Genomic DNA, 21,205 nt, shown 5'->3' with positions numbered 1-21,205 from the left:
GGAACGCAGATGTTTTCTGGTGGTGGATGTATTATAATAGATGTAGTTTCAAAAATTTAGTAGTCTCAAAAGGAGATTCCATTATGTCAAATAATAATGATCAGCAAATACAGCCAGAAAAGAAAAAAATCAGCCTGCAGGAAGCGATGAAGCAGCAGCTGGCAAAGAAAAAGGAAGCACAAGCAGGTGGCAAACAAGCAACAGGCGGTCTGGCTTCCAATCAACGCATGCAAAGTCAACAAACGAAGAAGCCTAGCAATACTCGTCGTAAGATGGGGAGTTAATGGGGGAGAGCGCTCGGGAATTGGGGAGTGCTCTTTTTTTTGTTTTTGTGCTGCTGCTGCTGGGGGTCGGTTGGGTTTGCGAAATTTGTCGATGTGTGTAAAGTGGCAGATATATCAGGAATATGGCAGATAAAATGAAAAAACGGCAGGTAAATTTGAAATATGGCACGTAATTCGTAAGAATGGCAGATAAATTTGTCCAGAGCGACTTCTGCCTGTAGTTACGATATTATGTAAGTTTGCGGAGTTTGTCGTTTTATGAGGAGTGATCGATATATTGAAAATACGGTCGATATATTGAAAATACGGTCGATAAATTCAATTAAAGGTTGATAAATCCGTATAAGAGTTGATAAATCCGTATAAGAGTTGATAAATCCGTATAAGAGTCGATAAATCCAAAGTCCACCTCATCATCCCGCCAAAACCCCCTTCAAAAATCAATCCTACTAAATAAATCAAACTTTTTCCTTTCCACAGTCGTCAAAGTACTAGAAAAGAGGTGATCTCCCTTTGAATGTAGACCAGGCGCGCGAATTCACTCAGTCGAAGGATGAATTTCTGGAAGAAGTAATGAATGAATACGGCAAAGAGGTGTTGTATATCGCTTATTCCTACGTGAAGGATCAAAGTCTTGCTGAAGATATCGCTCAAGAGGTGTTCGTCAGGTTTTATCAGCGGTACGATTCGTTTTGGGGAGACTCCTCGGTGAAGACGTGGATTATCCGGATTGCAATCAATCAAAGTAAGGATCATCTCAAGAAGTGGGAGACGAGAAAGCTGTTTTTTACAAATAAGCTTAATGAATGGATTCAGGAGAGCAGGAGTCGGTGGCCGGAATCTCAAACTATACATAAGGAAACGGGCAGGGAGCTGCATACCAAGTTATTATCCTTGCCAATCAAATACAGGGAAGTCCTATTTTTGTATTATTACGAGGAGCTGAAAATCACGGAAATTGCCGAGTGCTTGGAGATCAACATCAATACGGCTAAAACCCGTTTGAAAACAGGGAAAGAAAAACTGCAAAAGATGTATCCAAAAGGGGTGCATAGGGATGGATAGGGAGCTTCAGCAACAGGTTAGAAAAATGACGGATGAAGGACTACAAGGATTCGATTTTAACAACCAAATGAAGGATCATGTAAGGAAAAGAGTAGCTGGGGGGAAGCAGGAAAAAGAGTATCGGCGCAGGTGGTATGCTCCATTGATCAGCTTCGCCATTGTTTTCATCGTCGTATTTGTGTTTGCCGTAGTGAAGGGAGAGCAATGGGGATTACTGGGGAGCGAGAAACTGAGTGGTTATTTTACGAATAAATCGAACTTTGATGTGGAGATCCGCTACGATGGGGGGACCACCATAAGTACTTTTACGGACACGATTATAAATGAAGAAGGTGAGGAAAAAGCGCTAACCTTCACAAAAAGCGAAATGAGTGAAATTTATATAAAAATAGAGAGCCTTAATTTAAAGAAAGAGCTTTCTGACCGTGAAGACTGCACTATACTGTCCACTAAAAATTACGTAATGAAAATAAGAAGGAACAATGATTTTTATGAGTACCGGTATTCGTACTGCCATACGACAGCTGACACCAGGGAACTCGACGAACTTCGCGAACTTATCATCACCATCATTAAACGAAAGCCTGGGTATGAAGAAATGTTGAAACAGAGACTGACGATGTGAATATTCCATTTACTTCCTTCCTCAATCATGATACCATAATAAAAATTTCAATTAAATGCCATGAAGAGAAGAGTAGATATCCTGAATTCTTTATCAGAGAGCTCCGGCAGCTGAAAAGGAGCAAGAGGGACGGTATTGAACCAAGACTCTGAGCAGTGCATCGGAACCGGGTCAGGGGATGGTGTGACGGGAGCTCCCGTTATGGGGCTAGGGTATAAGCCAGTTGGCCGTACCCGAAAAGGTTAGTATGGCGACATATTAACGAACTGGGGTGGCACCGCGATAGATAATCTCGCCCCCAAGATCAACGTCTTGGGGGTGGGATTTTTTTTTACAAAACATATCGCGGGGAGGAATAAACAATGGGCAATTGGAAGTATCCCTTATTGTTGATATCAGGCATCGGGATTTCGAATATCGGAGGGTGGATTTATTTGATCGCCCTTAATTTGATTGTATTGGATGAATGGGGATCACCTCTGTCAGTGGTGATATTATATGTGCTGAAGCCATTGGCTGCCCTTTTGACGAATGCCTGGGCCGGAAGCTTGATTGACCGGGTCAACAAGCGTAATCTGATGGTGGGTCTCGATATTTTCAGAGGCGTGATGATTGGAACCTTACCTTTTCTCTCGTCGAGTTGGTGGATGTATTTGGTTGTGTTGATCATCAATATGGTAAGTGCCGTTTTTTATCCGACGTCCATGACGTACATTACGACCCTTATTCCGAAAGAGAACAGACAGCGATTCAATGCTCTCCGGGGGCTGGTCGGATCGGGAGCGTTTCTCATTGGACCGGGAATTGCCGGGCTGATGTTCATGATGGGGACACCGACGTTTGCCCTTTATATGAATGCACTGGCCCTCTTTTTATCAGGAGTGATCACCCTCTTTCTACCGAAGCTTAAGGATGGACTCCCGGTTCACACGGGTGGTACGAAATGGGAAGTCATTAAAGGGGATTGGCATGAGGTGTGGAGATTCAGCCGGCGCGCTACCTATGTGATGGTTCTGTACGTCTTGTTCAGTAGCATGCTGGTGATGACGGCAGCGCTTGATTCCCTTGAGGCCGCCTTTTCTAAAGAGGTTTTGCACCTTTCGAACAGTACGTATGGATATCTTGTAAGCATTGCAGGGGGAGGGTTTGTACTGGGATCGATCCTGAACGCGATCCTTTCCCATAAACTCCATCACATGCACCTTATGGGATTTGGTTCTCTGGTCGTTTCCGGAGGATATCTGATGTATTCTTTCTCAGATGATTTCTTGTTTGCGGCAATCGGATTCGCTGTTTTATCCTTCGCGTTGGCCTTTGCCACGACAGGGTTTGAAACCTTTTATCAAGAACAAGTTCCGGTTGAGATCATGGGACGGGTAGGCAGTATATATGGATTGTTGGAAGGGATATTGGTTATCCTTTCTACGGTGCTTATTGGAGTGGGAGCCGAAGTGGTGTCGATTCGATTTGTTGTGGCAGCGGGTTCGATGATCATGCTTGGGGTCACAGTGATTCTATATATAAGCTCGACCAGGAATTCTTGGAAAAAACAGTTAAGACGTAATTCTGAATGTTATAATAAATAAAAAAGACAAAAGGGGGTCAGTGGATGAAGATGACGGCTGATCAGTACTGGGACCGGTGGGAAGAGTTGATGGGCCGGGAAGAAGCAAGTTATGAGAAGTGGAACGGTTTAGAGGATCTGTTGTTCATTGCGCAGAAAGAAAAGGACCTCTATAAGGAGTTTTGCTGCCGGTTCGGGATCATGAGGACCGTCAACTATCTTGGGGAGTATGAGGAATTATTCGACCATTTCGAGTGGTGCAACGGCTTCTTTTTAGATAATGAAGAGAACTTGCAGGATTGGGTGGAAAGCTTCTTCTGGATTTATAAATGGATGGCGGAGCATCTGGTGAAGATGCCCGGCATTGACACGGAACTGTTAGATGCCTTTTTCAGTGACTTTCAAGAAGCTTATGACCGTTATGGCTATAGTCTGCGTCCCTTTTATCAACATCAGCATAAACGGGCACTGAAAACAGGGGCTGCAGAAGAAGCGGAAGAGTATTATCAAAAGTGGATAGCAGCCGAAAGGGATTCCCTTTCGGACTGTGAAGCCTGTGAATACCAGACACAGCTTGAGTATTATTATTTTACCGGGGAAAAGGAAAAAGCCCGACCCATTGAAAAGCTTTTATTATCAAAAGAAGTGACATGTGGTGAAATCCCCCACTTGACCTATAGTAAGCTGCTCTTGCCTTATCATGAAGATGGTCGGGTGGAGGAAGCCTCGCACTATCAGTCAGAGGGATACTTTTTCATTTATGATAAACCACACTTTTTAGTCGAAGCTTCCGAACATATCAGGTTCCTTGCCCTGACCGAACCTGTGAGGGGAATCAAAGTATTGGAGCGTCACATCGAGTATGCGGATAGTGGGAAGGATCCTTATGGGATGTTCTACTTTTATATGAGTGCGATTACCCTTCACCGAAAGCTTGTCGAAGCCGGCCATCGTCCGGGATTTGTTATTGATGTGATGAGTGAGATTTCGGAAGAGATAGCCGGGGATTTTGATGGGAGGAATGGGAACGATTTCTTTAGTCGGGAGATGGAGAAAATGTATTCTCTGTAACAAATATTGACAGCCTCTGCATATCTATATATAATCATCTAAAATAACTGAAACATTGCCGAGGATCAGTAAAGGGATCTTGTCTTTTCAGAGAGGGAGCGGTTTGGTGAAAAGCTCCTATGGATGAACCTTTGAACCTGCCTCTAAGTTCTGTATCGAATGAAGATATCAGCGGTCCGATACCGTTATCATGGAATGAGTGTAAAGCTTTGCTTTGAATCAGGGTGGTACCGCCAGAAATGGTCCCTGATGAGAAGCAGGGCTTTTTTGTTTTATATACGGGTCGATCGGGCGATTCGCCGATATAAGTGTGATTTCGCCGTTATAACCAATCCCACTAAAAAATGAGGTGCTCAAAATGGCAAAAGAATTTGTAAAAGATGTAACGGGCATGGAGGAAGACTTCGCTCAGTGGTATACCGATGTCGTGACGAAGGCGGAGCTGATCGATTATTCGAGCGTCCGCGGGTCGATGATCATCAGACCTTACGGGTACGCACTTTGGGAAAATATCAAAGATGCCCTCGATGCAAAAATAAAAGAAACAGGGCATGAAAACGTGTATATGCCACTTTTCATACCTGAAAGCCTCCTGCAACGAGAGAAGGATCATATCGAAGGCTTCGCGCCTGAAGTAGCATGGGTGACCCATGGAGGAGAAGAGGAGTTAGGGGAACGGCTGTGTGTGCGTCCGACTTCTGAGGTATTGTTCGGGGAGCACTACAAAAACATCATCCATTCCTACCGTGATCTGCCTAAGCTTTATAACCAGTGGGCCAATGTGGTTCGCTGGGAAAAGACCACGCGTCCATTCCTGCGAACATTGGAATTCCTGTGGCAGGAGGGGCATACGTGTCATGAAACGGACCAGGAGGCTCATGATGAAACGGTGAAAATGCTGGAGGTGTATGCGGAGCTTTGTGAAGAGCTGCTGGCGATTCCGGTCATCAAGGGGCAAAAAACAGAAAAAGAAAAGTTTGCCGGTGCCAAATATACGTATACAATCGAAAGCCTGATGCATGACGGGAAGGCTTTGCAATCAGGAACTTCCCACCATTTAGGTGACGGATTTGCGAAAGCATTCGGCATCCAATTTACGGACCGTGATGGAAAGCTCCAGCATGTGCAGCAAACGTCGTGGGGATTCACGACCCGCATCATCGGTGCCATGATCATGGTGCACGGGGATGACCGGGGGCTGGTGGTTCCACCAAGAATCGCACCTACTCAACTGATGATTGTGCCGATTGCCCAGCACAAGGAAGGCGTCCTTGATTTTGCCTATAATCTGAAAAGCCAGCTTGCTAACGTTGCCCGCGTTGCCATCGATGCGAGTGATAAAAAGCCGGGCTGGAAGTTTAATGAATATGAAATGAAGGGGATCCCACTTCGCCTGGAGGTTGGTCCACGGGACATCGAGAACGGGCAGGTGGTATTAGCGAGACGTGATACAGGTGAGAAGATCACGGTCAAGATGGAAGAGCTGGAAGGGAAAGTCGCTGAACTACTGGAAGACATCCAACGCAATCTCTTAGAAAAAGCGAGAGCTCATCGCGATGAAAAAACAACGGTAGCCAAAACGTTTGAAGAATTCAAAACGACGGTTAGGGAAAAAGGCGGATTCGTCAAAGCGATGTGGTGTGGAGACAGGGCTTGTGAAGACAAGATCAAGGAAGAAACGAGTGCCACATCACGGTGCATGCCCTTTGAGCAGGAGCAGGTGTCGGATACTTGTGTGTGCTGTGAAAAGGATGCGAAACATTTGGTTTATTGGGCGAAAGCGTATTAAGAGACAAAAGAATGGTTCTTCCGTCCTTTTTCTTCCTAAAGCCTTCTTTTTCCCGTGTTTGATTAATAAACATAGGTAAAGGAGGCATCGATTATATGGAATTTGAACTCATCCTTGTTTTATTCATGGCAGTCGTGGTAATCAGCCTTTGGATCGTGCATTCCAAGCTAAACCGGATCACCGAGCATGTGCAGCAGTTGGATGAAGAATACTTATCCGATGAGCAGATTGAGAAGGAATTAGAGGAAGAATGGAATAAAGACAAGTAATGTTGAAGGCGTTTCTCAGCAGAGGGACGCCTTCCGTTTATTTGAAAAAGGACTACCATTCTAAATGGCAGGTTGATACTATGAAAAATAGAAGCATGCATAAATGAAAAGGGAGGGGAAAGGATGAAGCACAAGGACTTAACCATCGAAACACCCCGATTGGTAATCAGACCTTTCGTAAACAGGGATTATGAAAACTGGTTAAGGGAACATCTGAACAGGCTCCCATCCCAGCATAAATATGACGTTGGCTATCAGGACATGAGTGAGTGCACGGAGTTTTGGTTCCGGGACATGCTTGAGAAGCATGAAGAGATGATTGATCGGGACCAGGTCTATATTCTAGGGATCTTTCTTAAAGAAAGTGGGGCGAATATTGGGACCATCGACTTCTCAACTCTGATGCGGTACAACTTTAACTGGGGAAGGGTCGGTTACACGATACATAATCGCTACTGGAACCGTGGCTACGGAAAGGAAGCGGTGAAGGCAGCTCTCCAACTGGCTTTTGTGAAATTGAATTTTCACCGGATAGAGGCCCATATCAATCTGGATAACGCGCCATCGATCAGCCTTGCAGAAAGTGTCGGCATGCAGTATGAGTGCACGCGGAAAGGTTTCATTTATGAGTTTGGGGAGTGGACGGATAATCTGGTGTATTATGTGAATGCAGGCGAGTCATGAAAAAACGATGAGAGCTCATGGGCCCTCATCGTTTTTTATTATAAGCCTTCGATGGTCAGTTCTTTCACTGGCAGGAATTCTTCCCCTGTATCCATGTACTTCACATTCACCTTGTCATTTTCCTTCAGGTAGATCGCAAGTAAGCTGTTTTCGGAAGAGACGATATAGTTTTTGCCGTTGTCGAGTAAGAATGATACGACCGTGTAGTCACCTGTCTTTTCTTTATAGACACGGACGACTGTACCATTTGTCTGTTTTTCCTCAGCTTTCGAGTTACCGTCAACGCTTCCGCCACCTCGTTGAAGTGCGGTTTTGTATTGCTTCAATGCCTGGTTTGGCGTGTTGGCATAGGCTGAGATTTCCGGATTGGCTGCCGAGACTATGAAGTAGTTTTGTAAGAAACCATTCGCATCGAGCACTGGTGTCAGCCAGCTTGCTTCTCCGTAGAAGTTATACAGTACCGGCATTTCGCCATCCCATTTTTTCTCGATGAATTTCTTCTGGATGATCTGCAGGGCACCCTGTGAATCCATGTAGGAGTCTTCAAGATTTCCTGTGTAGAACGTCGCTTCTCCCGTTCTTGAGTTCGTTAAGGAGTAACCGAGCATGGAATCGACGCCTTCTTTTGGCGAGGTGAAATCGGTGAAGTAGTACATGTCACCATTTTCGTCAAAAATAGGGCTCACATTGGCTTCGGTCCCTTCATCAGAAGGAAGCTTGACGTCTGATTTACCGAAGCGGCTGTTCCAGAATCCTTGAACGTAGTTACCGAAATAACTGTTTTGGAGGCTGACGGTTTCTGGTGAAATCGCGCCGTCAATGAAAGTCGGGACTTCATCGATTTTATATGACTTGGTATCACCGGATTTTGGATCCACCATGACGATTCCTTTTGCTTCAAATCCGTTACGTGCGGAAATGAACTCACCGTACGTTCGAATATAGAATGGCTTTCCTTCGTCATCGATCTCAAGCTGAACATCACCATTGAAGATTTGCTTCGGATAGTTCAAGCGGATGTGTCGCTCGATTTTTTTATTAAAGAAAGAAGAAGGTGTGTAGACCATTTCTTCTTTGATGAATTTAGGGTTTGATGATGAGTCGGTGGCACTTAGGGTGAAGTAACCAGGTGTTTCATCTCCCTTGAACCACTTGAAGAATCCGGAGAATTCAACCGGTGCAATGTAGACGTACTCACCATTTACCTTTTGAATCTGCAGTCGTCCAAGCTCATAGTAACTCGTATTCGGAACCTGACCGAATGCTTTCTTCATCTTGTTGCGGGCGAATTGTGGAGGGACGCTTGCCGGCGTTTCCTTCTCATCAAACGCTTCGATTTCCGTTTTTACGTCCATTTTCGCTGATTCAAATTTCTCATCGGCGTTGAACACAAAGGCGGTTAGGAAGTAAGCCCCGACAAGGAGACTTCCAAGGAACAAAGCGCCCTTCACCATTCGTTCGGTTCCAGTTGCAAGTGTGGCACCAAATCCTGCGGCAACGATGAGTAAGATCCACATGCTTGTAAAGTTCTGATCGAGATTCGTAATGTAATAGAAGACGAATACAATGATAGTCGTGATAAGGAGGGTGGCTCCGAATAGTGCTGCAAATGATGGATACCCCTCTTTTTTATTCTGCTTTTTCATAATTGCCATCGGTACGAGCAGTAAGGCCATGACCAATCCGACAATGACTGAAAATAATAAGATGTTTACCATATTGTTCCCCTTTCAAGGTTGTGTTTCTGTTTATAGTGTATATACGGATGAGGGGGTGGGGAGGTTTCATTTAGTTTTTTGGATTGGGGGGAACCCGTGTGTTGACTGAGTGATCGGTCGGGAGAGAGGGGACAGTGGCCTGGTTTTTGTCGATAAATGTAGAACGGTCGATATATGTGTATTTTTGGTTGATAAAATGAAATAACGGTCGATAAAATGAAAATAAGGTGGATATATTGAAAATACGGTCGATAAATCTCTGTAACGGTTGATAAACCCCAAAGCTCCCACAACCACCCCGGCAAGAACGACTTCAAAACCCAAAACTCATCCGATTCCCACCCAAACTGCCCCAAAAACAACTCAAACCCATTCGAAATACAAAAAAAAAGCAGCCAATCCAAGATCAGCTGCTTTCTCCGTCACCCAAAACCACTTCAACCCCGAAGTGATCCGATACAACAGGCTTATTCACATCATTAAAGATGACCCGTGAAGACCTAACGTCCACTTTCTCACTGGACAGTATAAGATCAATCCTTAAATCGACTATATTCTCATCCCATCCAGCAATCTTCCCTTCAACGGTGACGCCGCTGTCCGGTTCAACAGCCTCATTAAATGTGTCCACAAGCCCTCTTGAAAGAAGATAATCATACCCTTCCTCACGAACCCATGCATTATTATTGAAGTCGCCCATTAAAAAGAAGGGGGATTCAGGAGTGACTTGTTCGATCAATGAGTCAACCTGAAACTTAAACGGTTCTTCTTCGTCCATCCACCAGCCGAGGTGGCAGGAGTAGAAGGTGAGGGGATTTTCTTCATATGAAATCGTGGCCCCTACGATCTTACGGGTTTTCCAGTAAGATTGGTCATGGCTTTTTGAGATGAAGAAACGGTGTTCTTCTATGACCGGGTGTTTCGTTAAAATCGCCACGCCTTCTTCATACACGTCGTACCCAATATGAGCGAAGTCCCAGACGAGTGTGTAATCTGTCACGCCGAGTTTCTTCAGTTCCCCAAGAAGGACGAGGGCAAAATTGTCTTTTTTAACTAAGTCCTTCACTGGTTCACTTTCGATCAGCTGACTGACTTCCTGGAGGGCGATGACATCGTAGGATTTCTCCGCGATGTCATTTGCCAGGATCGAGATTTTTTCGAGTTGGTTGTCTTCTTGCCATGAGTGACAATTCAACGTGAGTAATTTCATGTATTACGCTCCCAGTAGATCTTGAATGTCAGATTTGATGACGTCTGCTTTCGGACCATAGATGGCTTGTACGCCTTTGTCTTTCAGGATGAGTCCCAATGCTCCGTTTTTCTTCCATTCCTGTTCAGTTCCAACAAGGCTTGTGTCTTTTACTGTTACACGAAGACGGGTCATACATGCATCCACGTCTACGATGTTGTCTTTTCCACCAAGCATGGCAACGACTTTCGGTGCGATGGAATCCGCTTTTACAGAACCGCCGCCGGTTGCAGCTTCATCTTCAATGTAGTTTCCGTTACGACCCGGCGTCGGGAAGTTGAACTTTTTGATTAAGAAATTGGCAACCGTAAAGTTAAGGCCAAAGAATACGATACAAGCAATCACAAAGTTCACAAGGTCAACCCATAGGCCGGCTTTGAGGATCATCGGAACACGAGTCAACAGTTCGATGGATCCGAAAGAGTGAACGCGGATGTTGACGATATCCACAATCGCGAAAGCAAGTCCCGTCATGATGGCATACACAACATATAAAAGTGGGGCTGCGAACATGAACATGAATTCGATTGGCTCTGTAACACCTGTTAAGAATACGGCTAAACCAGCTGATAGGAACATAGATTTGTATTTCTTCTTCTTGTCTTTATCCACATTGCGGTACATGGCATAGGCGATACCGATCAGGGCAGCTGTGGATAAAATCATTTGACCTACTTTGAAGCGGGCAGGTGTGACGTCATTTAATAATTGTTTGTAGCTTTCTGTATCTCCTGCAGCAAGGAAATTGTTTAAGTCAGCGATCCAAGCTAACCAAAGTGGATCTTGTCCGGCAACCGTCGAACCTGCACCTGAACCAGTCAGGATTTTGTATGTTCCTCCGAGTTCCGTGTAGTTAATTGGAACCGTTAACATATGATGCAAACCGAATGGTAATAATAGACGCTCTAACGCACCGAAGATGAATGGTGCAATGATTGGCGCTGTGTTACGGGATGTTGCGATCCATTGACCGAAGTCATTGAGTAACCCTTGAATGAATGGCCATACAATGGACATCACGACAGCGATTACAACAGAACCTACAATAACGACAAATGGTACGAAACGTTTTCCGTTAAAGAAGGAAAGGGCATCTGGCAATTTATCATAGTTATAATATTTGTTGAAAAGATTGGCTCCTAAGAAACCTGAGATGATTCCGACGAATACACCCATGTTTAAAGCAGGTGCACCAAGAACCGATGTGAAATAATCAGAAACAATTAACGTTTGTCCGAAAAGAGAAGAGACCGTTGCTTCGGGATCTCCAAGCATATCTCCATTGACTCCGAAGATCGCTCCGGTAATACGGTTAATCAGGACGAAGGCGATCAGTGCAGCGAAGGCACCGCCCGCACGTTCTTTCGCCCACGAGCCACCGATGGCTACGGCGAACAGGATGTGAAGATTGGTGATAATTCCCCAACCGATATCTTCCATAACTCTTGCAATCGTTTGCACTAGTGTGATGTCTCCACCCATCATCGCAATCAACTTACCGATGGAAATCATGATCCCTGCAGCTGGCATGACGGCCACTACTACAAGCAATGCTTTCCCGAACTTCTGCCAAAAATCAAACGACAATAAATTCTTCATAAACCCGTTTCCTCCTTTAATATCAATCTATTGGACTATATCACTTACATTGAATGACATGTGTGCGTTTACATTTCAGATTAAATGAAATGCTAATGGGTGCGTCTTCATCTTTAGAGTGCTATGTAACATGAAAGTAGATGCAACCGTTTGCACTAACTAAACACATTTTATGATATCCCTTTCAAGAAAGCAACCACAAAATATTATTTTAGTAAAATATCATTAGTTGGAGGGACGGACCTTGATAGGGGAAGATGTGTGGCAGAAATGTGGATAACTACCGGATGGAAGGTGGAGGAGTCTGAAACTGTGGATAATTTTAAGGGGGAGACATTGGTTGATTTATTGTGGATGGAATAGGGTGTGGATAAGTGTCGAAAATTCTTAGGAACGCCCTTAATTTTCAACCATTGCAGTTAAATCCCTCACGAATTCCATAAAGAGACATGGGACCCCACTAGACCATTTTCAAAAAAACATCCAATCTCTCAAGATTGGATGTTTTTCACCATTATTTCAACAATCGCAGACCATTTAATATAACTAAAATCGTACTACCTTCATGCCCGATGACCCCATAAGGAAGATCCAGGATTTGCAGGAAGTTCGACGCGATCAACAGCATGATCACAACAATCGAAAATACCACGTTCTGGTGCACGATCCGCTTCATTTTTTTCGATAGTTTAATAGCTTCAGCAATACGGGTAAGATCATTTTTCATTAACACGACATCGGCTGTTTCCAGAGCAACGTCGGTTCCTTCACCCATGGCGATTCCGACGTTGGCCGTTGCAAGTGCTGGTGCGTCGTTGATTCCGTCCCCGACCATTCCGACGGTACCGAATTGGCGTTTCAGCCTTTTCAGTTCGTCTACTTTCGTTTCCGGGAGGCACTCGGCAATGAAGGATGCGACCTTGGCTTCTACTGCAATGGCATGGGCTGTCTTTTCATTGTCCCCTGTCAGCATGATGGTTTGGACGCCTTCTTGCTTCAATAGCTCTAACGCTTCGATGGTTTCTTTCCGAACCACGTCTTTCAATGCGATCAAAGCGACAATCTCATTCTCTTTGGCAACAAAGACCGTCGTTTTTCCTTCAGAAGCGATTCGTCCAAAGGCACCATCCATAAATTGTTCTGCTAACACTTTATCCACAAAATCTGCTTTCCCGATTTTCCATTCGGCTCCGTCCACAAGCGCTTTGACTCCCCAACCGGATACGTCTTCAAGGGAATCAGGCTGGGAGAGTTCCAGGTCTAACTCGCGGGTTGCGTGGCGAACGATGGCTTGAGCAAGTGGATGATTCGACTGGTTTTCAATCGAAGCAACGGTAGTCATGACTTCACGTTCATCCACATGATCCGCAACCACTATATCCGTTACGACTGGTTTCCCCTTCGTCAACGTCCCCGTTTTATCAAAGGCAATCGCTTTGATGTTGCTTAAGGTTTCTAAGTGGGCGCCGCCTTTGAATAGAATTCCGTGACGCGCCCCGTTTGAAATGGCCGACAAGCTCGCTGGCATGATCGCGGCAACCAGGGCACAAGGTGAAGCAACAACGAGCAGGACCATTGCCCGGTAGAAGGTTTCCGTCCAGCTCCATCCCAGTAGGAAGTGGGGCAGGAACATCATCAGGAAGACAACGGCAAGCACGACTTTTACATAAGTTCCTTCAAAGCGTTCGATGAACTGCTGTGAAGGCGATTTCTCGCTTTGTGCGGATTGCACAAGATCAACGATTTTTTGAAAAAGGGTCTCGCTACTTGGTTTAGTCATTTCAATGGTGATGGCACCATTGATGTTTACCGTACCAGCGAACACTTCATCTCCTTGATCTTTTGTTACAGGGACTGCTTCTCCTGAAATGGCTGCTTCATCAATGGACGTTGTTCCTTTTAAGACAACACCGTCTGTTGGCACGCGTTCACCTGGTTTAATTAACATATGGTCGCCGATTTCAAGGCTTGAAACTTTGACTTTCTTTTCACCAGATCCTGTCACGAGCCATGCTTCTTCAGGCTGAAGCTGCATGAGAGCGGAGATTTCTTTTTGGCTTTTGTTCATTGTATACGTTTCAAGTGCGCCGCTGACTGCAAAGATGAAGATGAGGATTGCGCCCTCTGTCCAGTAACCGATGATGGCAGATCCCACAGCGGCAAAAATCATCAGCATTTCTACATTCAGTTCTTTGTTTTCAATGGTTTCTTCGATTCCTTCTTTGGCTTTGGCGAACCCGCCGATGGCAAAGGCGAGGAGATAGAAAATGATGCTTAAGGTGGAGTCGTCGTTTGACGTCAACCATCCCAGTAAAATAAACACACCACTGACCAGTGCGGCGACCAATTCTGCATGAGGTTTTATTTTTTCAAAGAAGTTAATTTTTTCATTAGGTGTCCCCATGGATAAGACTTTGGATTGTGAGCTCATAGCGTATTCCTCCTTCAGTTAAATGAAAATACGAGATTCTCATTGAGAATAATAATCAACGTCATTACCCCTATAAAACGACGAAAGCTGCCACCAGTGAAAGGTGACAGCAAAACTGCACGTGCTCTTAGTTATTTTATATGAAGTTATTAATTTATAATTATTATAATCTAATACTATCACATGTATATGATAATGGAAAGAGTTTTGTGCTAGTGATTCTGGGTTATTTCCCCGCGTCTATTTTGAAGGGAAAAGACGAGGAGGCTCACAAAAATCATCAGCATCATAAAGGCAATCAAATAGAAGAAGCTCGAGCCTTTGAACCAGTCGATGGTAATCCCCCCAACGAATGGACCGATCATGCTTCCAAAGCTGAAGAAGATTCCGCACATGATGTTCCCTGCAGGAAGTAATTCTTTTGGCAATAGATCCGTCATATAACTAATACCGAGTGAAAAAGTCGATCCGACCGCCATCCCTGCTAAAGTAAAGCAAATAAATAAGCCCAGAGTGGACTCTGCCACGAATCCTGCAGCGGAAAAACAGAGGAAACCGATCATCATGACGATGAGCAGGACGTTTTGTCTGCCATATTTGTCACTCAGAATTCCCAGTGGAACCTGAGATATGATACTTCCTACTGCAAAAGCGGGCAGTAGAATCGCGACGGCTTCAATGGAAAGACCATTTCTCAGTGCGAAAACAGGGAAGTTCCCATTTAATGAAGCTTCCAGGAATCCATATCCTAATGGAGGCAGCAGGGCGACCCATGCATATTTGAGAACCTTCCCGAAGCGCTGGAACGATCCAATGAATGAGGTACTTCCGATGTTTTGCTGTTCTGGGAATTCGTTTTGTAATTTAAAGACGAACATCCAGACTGTCAGGCTTAATAAGGAAGAGATGATGAATGGCAGTGCTTGATGGATGGTGATGAGCTGCGTCATCATCGGTCCAACGGCAAATCCTACTCCAAAAGAGACTCCGTAGATGGATATGTTACGTCCGCGATGTTCTTTTGGTGAAAACGATGTGATCCATGTCTGGGTGGCGAAGTGGAGCATGTGATCGCCGATTCCGATGCAAAGACGAAGGAAGAACCAGAACCAGAAGGATTTCCAGACCGGGAACAGTAAGAGTGACGCTGCTACCACGATTCCTCCGATGATGATCATCGGTTTGTATCCGATTTTCTGAAGTGGTCTTTCCATTAAAGGAGAGGCGAGTAAGATTCCGATATATAGGGCGGTTGCGTTTAATCCGTTAAGGGAAGAAGAAACGCCGTCTTGTTCGAATATGATGGCGATTAACGGCAGGAGCATCCCTTGTGAGAATCCCGAAATTGCCACGATTCCCACAAGGACCCAGAAACGGAAGGTTAGTGTTTGATTCATTTGCAAAAACTCCCAATCATTGATAATAGCTTCTTTGATGGTACCCCCAATTTCATTGTTTGGCAATACGAAACGAATAGAGTAAAATCAAAACATCTACTAACATAATAAGGAAGGATTGATGTGAAAATGGAATTTAACATGCAAGAAGGGGGATTTTATACAGATTTAGGGTTTGGGAAGCTGGAGGTTTCGGGTAACGAAGAGTATGGCTTTCGTCCATTCCAATTATTGGTTTCATCCGTAGCCGTATGCAGCGGGGGAGTGCTCCGAAAAGTCCTTGAGAAAATGCGCATCCAATTTGACGACATACATATCAAAGCCGACGTCACCCGCAACGAAGCCGAAGCAAACCGAGTCGAAGCCATCTCCCTTCACTTCACGATTAGAGGGACGGACCTCGACAAAAATAAAATCGAAAAAGCCATGAAGCTCACCCGCAAAAACTGCTCCATGGTTCAATCCGTACAAGACAGCATCAAAATCGAAGAAACCTTTGAGTTAGTGCAGTAAAGCGTTGAGGGACGGACCTCCAAACAGCATATGGCCCATTGTATCAAAGTTATAGCCAGATGAAGGTCCGTCCCTCAATACAGTAAAATGTTAAAGGACGGACCTCTAACTCAGCATGAACCCCATTAAATCAAGGTTCTCATCTGATCAGAGGTCCGTCCCTCTATAGGCTTAGTTCCTGCGGTTCTTTGCCTGTTTTTTCGTAGTAGAGGATGGTTTTGGGTGTGAGTTTGAGGAGCATGTATTCCGGGTCATCGGGGCTTGCGATCCAGGATTTGAGTTGTTCGTTCCAGAATTTTTCTTTCAGCTCTTTGGATTCTTCGACGGCAGCCTCTGCTTCAATTTCTACATAGTGCTCATGATCGGAATCGCGGTCATGGCCCAGAAGGATATGAACATGAGGGTTCTGTGCGATGTCTTCCGCTTTGTGCGCATGCTCATTGGTTGCAGTGTAGAGAATAAGGTCTTCATGGTAGAACATCATAAAGCGTGAATACGGTTTGTTGTCGCGAATCGTGGCAAGGGTGCCGATTTTATGGTGGGAAAACAGCTCTGCTATTTTATCTTTCAAGGTTTGTTCCATGGGTTGTACCTCCTAAATGGGATCTATCTATAATGTGTCTAATCTCGCTTGATTTAAACAAATTTTCTTTTAGAAAGAAGGATCTTACACATGAATAAAGTATTTGCATTGCTTGTATTTGCAGGAGTTCCGATCTCGGTTATCGGCTCTCTGCTTCATTGGCCTAGTGTTATCATGTTCGTGATCTACTGTGTCACGATCATTGCCCTTGCTGCTTTTATGGGAAGATCGACGGAAAGCTTGGCAGTTGTGTCAGGACCCCGTATCGGCGGATTATTGAATGCGACCTTTGGAAATGCGGTAGAACTCATTATTTCTATCTTTGCGTTAAAAGCTGGTTTGATCGGCGTCGTACTGGCGTCCTTAACTGGATCCGTGCTTGGAAATCTTCTCTTAGTTGCCGGGTTGTCCTTTTTTGTAGGGGGAATCAAGTTCAAGCGTCAGAAGTTTAATGTGTTTGATGCCCGTCACAACTCAGGGCTGCTCATGTTTGCGATCATCGTGGCATTCGTTATTCCTGAAGTATTCGCACAGGATATGAACGAAGCAAAGACCATGTCCCTATCCATCGGTGTATCGGTCATCTTAATTGCTCTTTATTTATTTGCCTTATTCTTTAAATTAGTCACTCACCGAGGGGTGTATCAGCATGAAGGCGAAGAGGGTGCGCACGCTCATGAAGAGCCGGAGTGGAGTAAGGGGAAAGCGTTGCTGATCCTTGCCGCTTCTACTGCAGCCGTTGCTTATGTATCGGAACGTCTCGTCCATACGTTTGAAGAGGTCGGAAACACATTCGGCTGGAGCGAGCTGTTCATCGGGGTCATCATCGTAGCTATCGTCGGAAACGCTGCTGAGCATGCGTCGGCGATCATTATGGCTTATAAAAATAAGATGGATATCGCGGTGGAGATTGCAGTCGGTTCTACTTTGCAGATCGCGATGTTTGTAGCGCCGGTTCTTGTATTGATTTCACTGTTTTTCGAAACGAGTATGCCGCTTGTGTTTACGTTACCGGAGCTGGTGGCCATGGTATCAGCAGTACTTGTCACGATCGTCATATCCAATGACGGGGAGACGAACTGGTTTGAAGGGCTTACCCTTTTGGCAGCCTACTTCATCATGGGGATTGGGTTTTATCTACTATAAAAAAATGGAGAACCCGGCAGATTAGTCTGTCGGGTCTTTTCTTTGTCCTGTAAAAGTTTGTGAGAACCGCCTACTCATTCCTGAATAAGATAACAGGAGAATTTTTGTGTAAAGGAATGATAATGGTGAGAAAAAAGAAAAGACCGACCTTAGTCAAATTCATTGATTGTAATATCGATTTACCTCCCAGAGGATGTCCAGGGATCTTCCCTTTTGAAGGATGCACGAATCCAACTATACAATTAGATGCAATTGGCATGATCAGCTGTGAAGGCATCATCAGTGGAAGAGTGCTATGTGATTATCAACCCCTCCAAGGTGTCACGGTTACTCTGTCGTCATCGTTCCCGGGACTGATATTTGATGATCCGGCACCGGTTACGGACAGCACCGGCCGGTTTTCAACGAGGGTAATTGTGGTTCCGGGCACTTCGATTATACCTAACGTAATCGTGACCGCAACGGCAGTGGTCATCGGGAAAACCATCAGGGATTCGATATCAGTAAGAGTGGACTGTATTAAATGTAAACATCCTGAACTTATGCTAGATCCGATCAAGGAGCCAGTCGGGTGCAAGGGGGCACAACTATCAGGACGACTCATTTGCGATGGAAGGGCAATAGGGAATGCTGCCATTTCATTTACCATTGAATCACAATCCAAGCGTGTAGTTATCACACCAAATCCTGCGATTACTCAGGGTGACGGGAAATATACGGCAACCCTGGTCCTTTTTCCTGATGTGAATGAGACCATTACCATTATAGCAACAACGAAAATCGGCGGTAAAAGGGTTACCTCAGAAACTAGAAAAGTGAAGGTTCGATGCGTCAAATGTAAGAATCCGGACATAAAGTTAAATAAATTAAAGAAAATCGATTGCCGTGCCATCGTGGGTGGGAAAGTTGCCTGTGATGGCGTACCACAGGCGAATGTTCCAGTAACATTAACCGGCTCACCAATTCTGAAGTTTAGGCCTACTACCCCAGTGACCAATGAGAAAGGAGAATTTTCATCGGTCGTCAAGGTGAAAAATGGGACTAAGTTTCAGTCTGCTTTCTATACAGCGGAAGCAGTGGTGGATGGAAAAGCAGTGGCGGACACGGATCAAGTCATTGCAGGCTGTATCAGGTGTGAAAAGCCTAAACTTACTCTCGAAGTGCTGTGCGAGGTCGTCCCTTGTGAAGGCACTAAATTGACCGGGAAATTAACATGTGACGGAACCCCTATCCGAAATGCAGCGATCAAGATTACTATCATAGATTCATCACCAGGTGCTGTGGAAGTGAATCCAAATCCTGCCCGGACCAATAAGCAAGGTGAATATGAAACAATGATCACTCCAGTCTCGGGAAAATCTGAAGACATATCAATTCAGGCGACGACAGTCTTTGGCGACAAGATAATCAAGTCGATGATCAAAACGGTCAAAATCCATTGCCAATGCAAAGATCCGACCATTGAACTGGATCATATTAATGAAATAAACTGCTGTGGAAAGGTGAGCGGTAAAGTATGTTGTGACAAGGAACCTTTGCATGATGTGAAAGTGAATTTGTCCAGTTTGGTTTTACAGTTTGAACCTGATGTTGTGTCTACAGATGAACACGGGAGGTTTACCAGTGACGTCAAAGTGCCGCCGAACACATCGTTCAATGACGTTATGTATTCGGCAAGCGCCGTGGTAGGGAAGGATAAGGAAATCTTAGAAAAAGCCTTTGTTTATGCGGGCTGCCTGGAATGCAGTGAAGTCAAACTAACGTGTCAAGTGCCGACGTATGTGGGATGTAAAGGAGCCAGCATTAAAGGGAGAGTGCTGTGTGACTCCAGGCCACTTGAAGATATCGAGGTTCACTTTGAAGTGAAAGAAAAGGACTATAAGGTTACCATCGCACCCAACCCTGCCATTACCGACGAGGAAGGGAACTATTCAGCAGAAATTCTTCCTGAAAACGGAATGCATGATCGTATCACAATCCAAGCTTTCATCGTCATTGATGGCAAGAAGATCTCCACCAAACCATATGACGTGCACATAAAATGTGTCTGTCCACCTGAAGAGTGCTCCTGTAAGTATGATTAAAAAAACAGCGGAGTTCAATCATGAACTCCGCTGTTTTTTTTAGAGAATGTAGGAATGATTGAAAACGGTCACTATGCTTTGTAGGTAGAAGCCTGACTGTTTTCTTTTCAATATTAGGATAAAATAAAAATTTAATATTATAAATATTCTTTCAAGTGAAGTTTTTGGGATAAGCTATTCCATCTAGGAAAAACTAACGGCAAACCCTTAAGTTAAGTTTGAAAGGAGTCAAATTCATGAAAATCATGCGCACTGTTCTTATGGTCATACTCGCATTCTGCGTTGCAACAACGGGTATTCACGCTGAAAATAGTCCTAAAAAAGAAAGCAAAGAATCGACGGAGAAAGCTCCGAAACCAATTGAAGATACCAGCGTAAAGGTCCCAAACTCAGTATTAAACATCGCAAAGGAAAATACGTATCCCAATTCAACCCAGGATCAACCGTATCTCCAACCGAGTGAATGGTCTCAGGAATTAATCGAAACGTCGAATGTGAAAATTGAAAACCCGAATCTGATCCGTATGCTGAATGAATCCACCATGAATAAAGCACCAACCATTGGATTACGGGCAACGATCTATTTAGGGGAATGGCCTTTAAACTATGCTTCAACCGAGACATCCCCTAACTGGGAGTATCAAAAGGTCAACACGAACTACTTCGATAACCGCGGCGGAAAATCCAACTATCAAATTCACTACGTCCAGGAAGCACAAAAAGTAGTGAAGGGCGGATTGACGGCTAAAGTACCACACGCAGATGATGTAGAAAAGATGATGCTCATCAAAGCAATGGATAAATCAAAGCTTCCACTTGCATTCCAAACGATTGTAGGAGCAGGAACGAAAAAGGATCAGGTGTACAACATCTCACCTAAGCGACTTGGATACCTTTATGCCTACGCTCCGGCGATTAACGAAAAAGGGAAAGTAACCTACGGTGAAGTGTTCCTTGTAATGAAAGGGACAAAACGCTCCGTCGTCGTGAAAAATGTTACATCCCAAGGAGTCGGAGCCTGGATTCCAGTCCAGGATCACGTCCACTTCGGCTTCATGGCAAGCGAAACACCAAGATAAATGTTTAACATGAGTGAAATGGGGTAAAACTTATTTCACTCTTTTATTATTTTCT

At 44.6% G+C, this 21,205-nt stretch carries 18 protein-coding genes and 2 other annotated features; of the genes, 12 read left to right on the top strand and 6 right to left on the bottom strand.

Features of this window, described 5'->3' with window-relative positions; genetic code table 11:
* The first annotated feature begins 83 nt into the window (after positions 1-83).
* From AC6CIB_RS09555 to AC6CIB_RS09520, 8 genes are all read left to right on the top strand, one after another.
* Positions 84-284 carry a hypothetical protein gene (locus AC6CIB_RS09555; RefSeq protein ID WP_113968695.1) on the top strand — a complete coding sequence of 67 codons (201 nt, stop codon included), beginning with the start codon at positions 84-86 and terminating at the stop codon, positions 282-284.
* A 513-nt stretch (positions 285-797) separates the two neighbouring features.
* Positions 798-1,349 carry a sigma-70 family RNA polymerase sigma factor gene (locus AC6CIB_RS09550; RefSeq protein WP_498280009.1) on the top strand — a complete coding sequence of 184 codons (552 nt, stop codon included), beginning with the start codon at positions 798-800 and terminating at the stop codon, positions 1,347-1,349.
* Positions 1,342-1,974: a hypothetical protein gene (locus AC6CIB_RS09545; RefSeq protein ID WP_498280007.1), complete on the top strand. Its 633-nt coding sequence runs from the start codon at positions 1,342-1,344 to the stop codon at positions 1,972-1,974. Before AC6CIB_RS09550 ends, AC6CIB_RS09545 begins: the two co-directional genes overlap by 8 nt.
* Positions 1,975-2,025: 51 nt before the next feature.
* Positions 2,026-2,277 (top strand) — a binding site (T-box leader).
* 59 nt (positions 2,278-2,336) lie between these two features.
* Positions 2,337-3,560: an MFS transporter gene (locus tag AC6CIB_RS09540; RefSeq protein WP_498280005.1), complete on the top strand. Its 1,224-nt coding sequence runs from the start codon at positions 2,337-2,339 to the stop codon at positions 3,558-3,560.
* 23 nt (positions 3,561-3,583) lie between these two features.
* Positions 3,584-4,609: a hypothetical protein gene (locus AC6CIB_RS09535; protein ID WP_498280003.1), complete on the top strand. Its 1,026-nt coding sequence runs from the start codon at positions 3,584-3,586 to the stop codon at positions 4,607-4,609.
* Between the two features lie 46 nt (positions 4,610-4,655).
* Positions 4,656-4,860: a binding site (T-box leader), on the top strand.
* A 107-nt stretch (positions 4,861-4,967) separates the two neighbouring features.
* Positions 4,968-6,398, top strand: coding sequence for a proline--tRNA ligase (gene proS, locus AC6CIB_RS09530; protein ID WP_498280001.1), 1,431 nt, complete (start codon positions 4,968-4,970; stop codon positions 6,396-6,398).
* Between the two features lie 95 nt (positions 6,399-6,493).
* Positions 6,494-6,667: a hypothetical protein gene (locus AC6CIB_RS09525; RefSeq protein ID WP_498279999.1), complete on the top strand. Its 174-nt coding sequence runs from the start codon at positions 6,494-6,496 to the stop codon at positions 6,665-6,667.
* 123 nt (positions 6,668-6,790) lie between these two features.
* A complete protein-coding gene (locus AC6CIB_RS09520) occupies positions 6,791-7,351 on the top strand; it encodes a GNAT family N-acetyltransferase (protein ID WP_498279997.1) in 561 nt (186 codons plus the stop codon).
* Between the two features lie 38 nt (positions 7,352-7,389).
* Here AC6CIB_RS09520 and AC6CIB_RS09515 read toward each other — a convergent pair whose 3' ends face one another.
* The 5 genes from AC6CIB_RS09515 to AC6CIB_RS09495 all read right to left on the bottom strand — a co-directional run bounded on the left by AC6CIB_RS09515 (position 7,390) and on the right by AC6CIB_RS09495 (position 15,745).
* Positions 7,390-9,069, bottom strand: a complete 1,680-nt coding sequence (locus AC6CIB_RS09515) for a hypothetical protein (protein ID WP_498279995.1) — start codon at positions 9,067-9,069, stop codon at positions 7,390-7,392.
* A 406-nt stretch (positions 9,070-9,475) separates the two neighbouring features.
* Positions 9,476-10,279, bottom strand: a complete 804-nt coding sequence (locus AC6CIB_RS09510; protein WP_498279993.1) for an endonuclease/exonuclease/phosphatase family protein — start codon at positions 10,277-10,279, stop codon at positions 9,476-9,478.
* 3 nt (positions 10,280-10,282) lie between these two features.
* Entirely contained in the window at positions 10,283-11,917 is a 1,635-nt protein-coding gene (locus tag AC6CIB_RS09505) for a PTS transporter subunit IIBC (RefSeq protein WP_498279991.1), read from the bottom strand.
* Between the two features lie 514 nt (positions 11,918-12,431).
* A complete protein-coding gene (locus AC6CIB_RS09500) occupies positions 12,432-14,348 on the bottom strand; it encodes a heavy metal translocating P-type ATPase (protein WP_498279989.1) in 1,917 nt (638 codons plus the stop codon).
* A gap of 212 nt (positions 14,349-14,560) precedes the next feature.
* On the bottom strand, positions 14,561-15,745 hold the full coding sequence (locus AC6CIB_RS09495; protein ID WP_498279987.1) for an MFS transporter: 1,185 nt from the start codon (positions 15,743-15,745) through the stop codon (positions 14,561-14,563).
* A gap of 129 nt (positions 15,746-15,874) precedes the next feature.
* Here AC6CIB_RS09495 and AC6CIB_RS09490 point away from each other — a divergent pair, with 129 nt between their 5' ends.
* Positions 15,875-16,258, top strand: a complete 384-nt coding sequence (locus AC6CIB_RS09490; RefSeq protein ID WP_498280555.1) for an OsmC family protein — start codon at positions 15,875-15,877, stop codon at positions 16,256-16,258.
* 163 nt (positions 16,259-16,421) lie between these two features.
* Here AC6CIB_RS09490 and AC6CIB_RS09485 read toward each other — a convergent pair whose 3' ends face one another.
* Positions 16,422-16,841: a pyridoxamine 5'-phosphate oxidase family protein gene (locus AC6CIB_RS09485; RefSeq protein ID WP_498279985.1), complete on the bottom strand. Its 420-nt coding sequence runs from the start codon at positions 16,839-16,841 to the stop codon at positions 16,422-16,424.
* Positions 16,842-16,931: 90 nt separating this feature from the next.
* Between AC6CIB_RS09485 and cax the strand changes: the two genes are divergently transcribed.
* The 3 genes from cax to AC6CIB_RS09470 all read left to right on the top strand — a co-directional run bounded on the left by cax (position 16,932) and on the right by AC6CIB_RS09470 (position 21,150).
* Positions 16,932-17,987, top strand: a complete 1,056-nt coding sequence (cax, locus tag AC6CIB_RS09480) for a calcium/proton exchanger (RefSeq protein ID WP_315634828.1) — start codon at positions 16,932-16,934, stop codon at positions 17,985-17,987.
* Between the two features lie 125 nt (positions 17,988-18,112).
* The gene (locus tag AC6CIB_RS09475) at positions 18,113-20,071 is read left to right on the top strand and encodes a hypothetical protein (RefSeq protein WP_498279983.1); all 1,959 of its coding nucleotides are present in this window, start codon (positions 18,113-18,115) and stop codon (positions 20,069-20,071) included.
* 236 nt (positions 20,072-20,307) lie between these two features.
* Positions 20,308-21,150, top strand: a complete 843-nt coding sequence (locus tag AC6CIB_RS09470; RefSeq protein ID WP_498279981.1) for a YfkD family protein — start codon at positions 20,308-20,310, stop codon at positions 21,148-21,150.
* The last annotated feature ends 55 nt before the right edge of the window (positions 21,151-21,205 follow it).

It is taken from the genome of Rossellomorea sp. GQ25 (assembly GCF_059758515.1).
The sequence above is the reverse complement of the archived record's forward strand: the minus strand, read 5'-3'. Positions and strand labels throughout refer to the sequence as shown.

Excerpts from the sequence above, each read along its gene's own strand:
- AC6CIB_RS09505 (WP_498279991.1), bottom strand. The coding sequence starts at position 11,917 with ATGAAGAATTTATTGTCGTTTGATTTTTGGCAGAAGTTCGGGAAAGCA.
- AC6CIB_RS09515 (WP_498279995.1), bottom strand. The coding sequence starts at position 9,069 with ATGGTAAACATCTTATTATTTTCAGTCATTGTCGGATTGGTCATGGCC.
- cax (WP_315634828.1), top strand. The coding sequence starts at position 16,932 with ATGAATAAAGTATTTGCATTGCTTGTATTTGCAGGAGTTCCGATCTCG.
- AC6CIB_RS09495 (WP_498279987.1), bottom strand. The coding sequence starts at position 15,745 with ATGAATCAAACACTAACCTTCCGTTTCTGGGTCCTTGTGGGAATCGTG.
- AC6CIB_RS09470 (WP_498279981.1), top strand. The coding sequence starts at position 20,308 with ATGAAAATCATGCGCACTGTTCTTATGGTCATACTCGCATTCTGCGTT.
- AC6CIB_RS09535 (WP_498280003.1), top strand. The coding sequence starts at position 3,584 with ATGAAGATGACGGCTGATCAGTACTGGGACCGGTGGGAAGAGTTGATG.
- AC6CIB_RS09540 (WP_498280005.1), top strand. The coding sequence starts at position 2,337 with ATGGGCAATTGGAAGTATCCCTTATTGTTGATATCAGGCATCGGGATT.
- AC6CIB_RS09490 (WP_498280555.1), top strand. The coding sequence starts at position 15,875 with ATGGAATTTAACATGCAAGAAGGGGGATTTTATACAGATTTAGGGTTT.
- AC6CIB_RS09510 (WP_498279993.1), bottom strand. The coding sequence starts at position 10,279 with ATGAAATTACTCACGTTGAATTGTCACTCATGGCAAGAAGACAACCAA.
- AC6CIB_RS09525 (WP_498279999.1), top strand. The coding sequence starts at position 6,494 with ATGGAATTTGAACTCATCCTTGTTTTATTCATGGCAGTCGTGGTAATC.
- AC6CIB_RS09485 (WP_498279985.1), bottom strand. The coding sequence starts at position 16,841 with ATGGAACAAACCTTGAAAGATAAAATAGCAGAGCTGTTTTCCCACCAT.
- AC6CIB_RS09545 (WP_498280007.1), top strand. The coding sequence starts at position 1,342 with ATGGATAGGGAGCTTCAGCAACAGGTTAGAAAAATGACGGATGAAGGA.
- AC6CIB_RS09555 (WP_113968695.1), top strand. The coding sequence starts at position 84 with ATGTCAAATAATAATGATCAGCAAATACAGCCAGAAAAGAAAAAAATC.
- AC6CIB_RS09520 (WP_498279997.1), top strand. The coding sequence starts at position 6,791 with ATGAAGCACAAGGACTTAACCATCGAAACACCCCGATTGGTAATCAGA.
- proS (WP_498280001.1), top strand. The coding sequence starts at position 4,968 with ATGGCAAAAGAATTTGTAAAAGATGTAACGGGCATGGAGGAAGACTTC.
- AC6CIB_RS09500 (WP_498279989.1), bottom strand. The coding sequence starts at position 14,348 with ATGAGCTCACAATCCAAAGTCTTATCCATGGGGACACCTAATGAAAAA.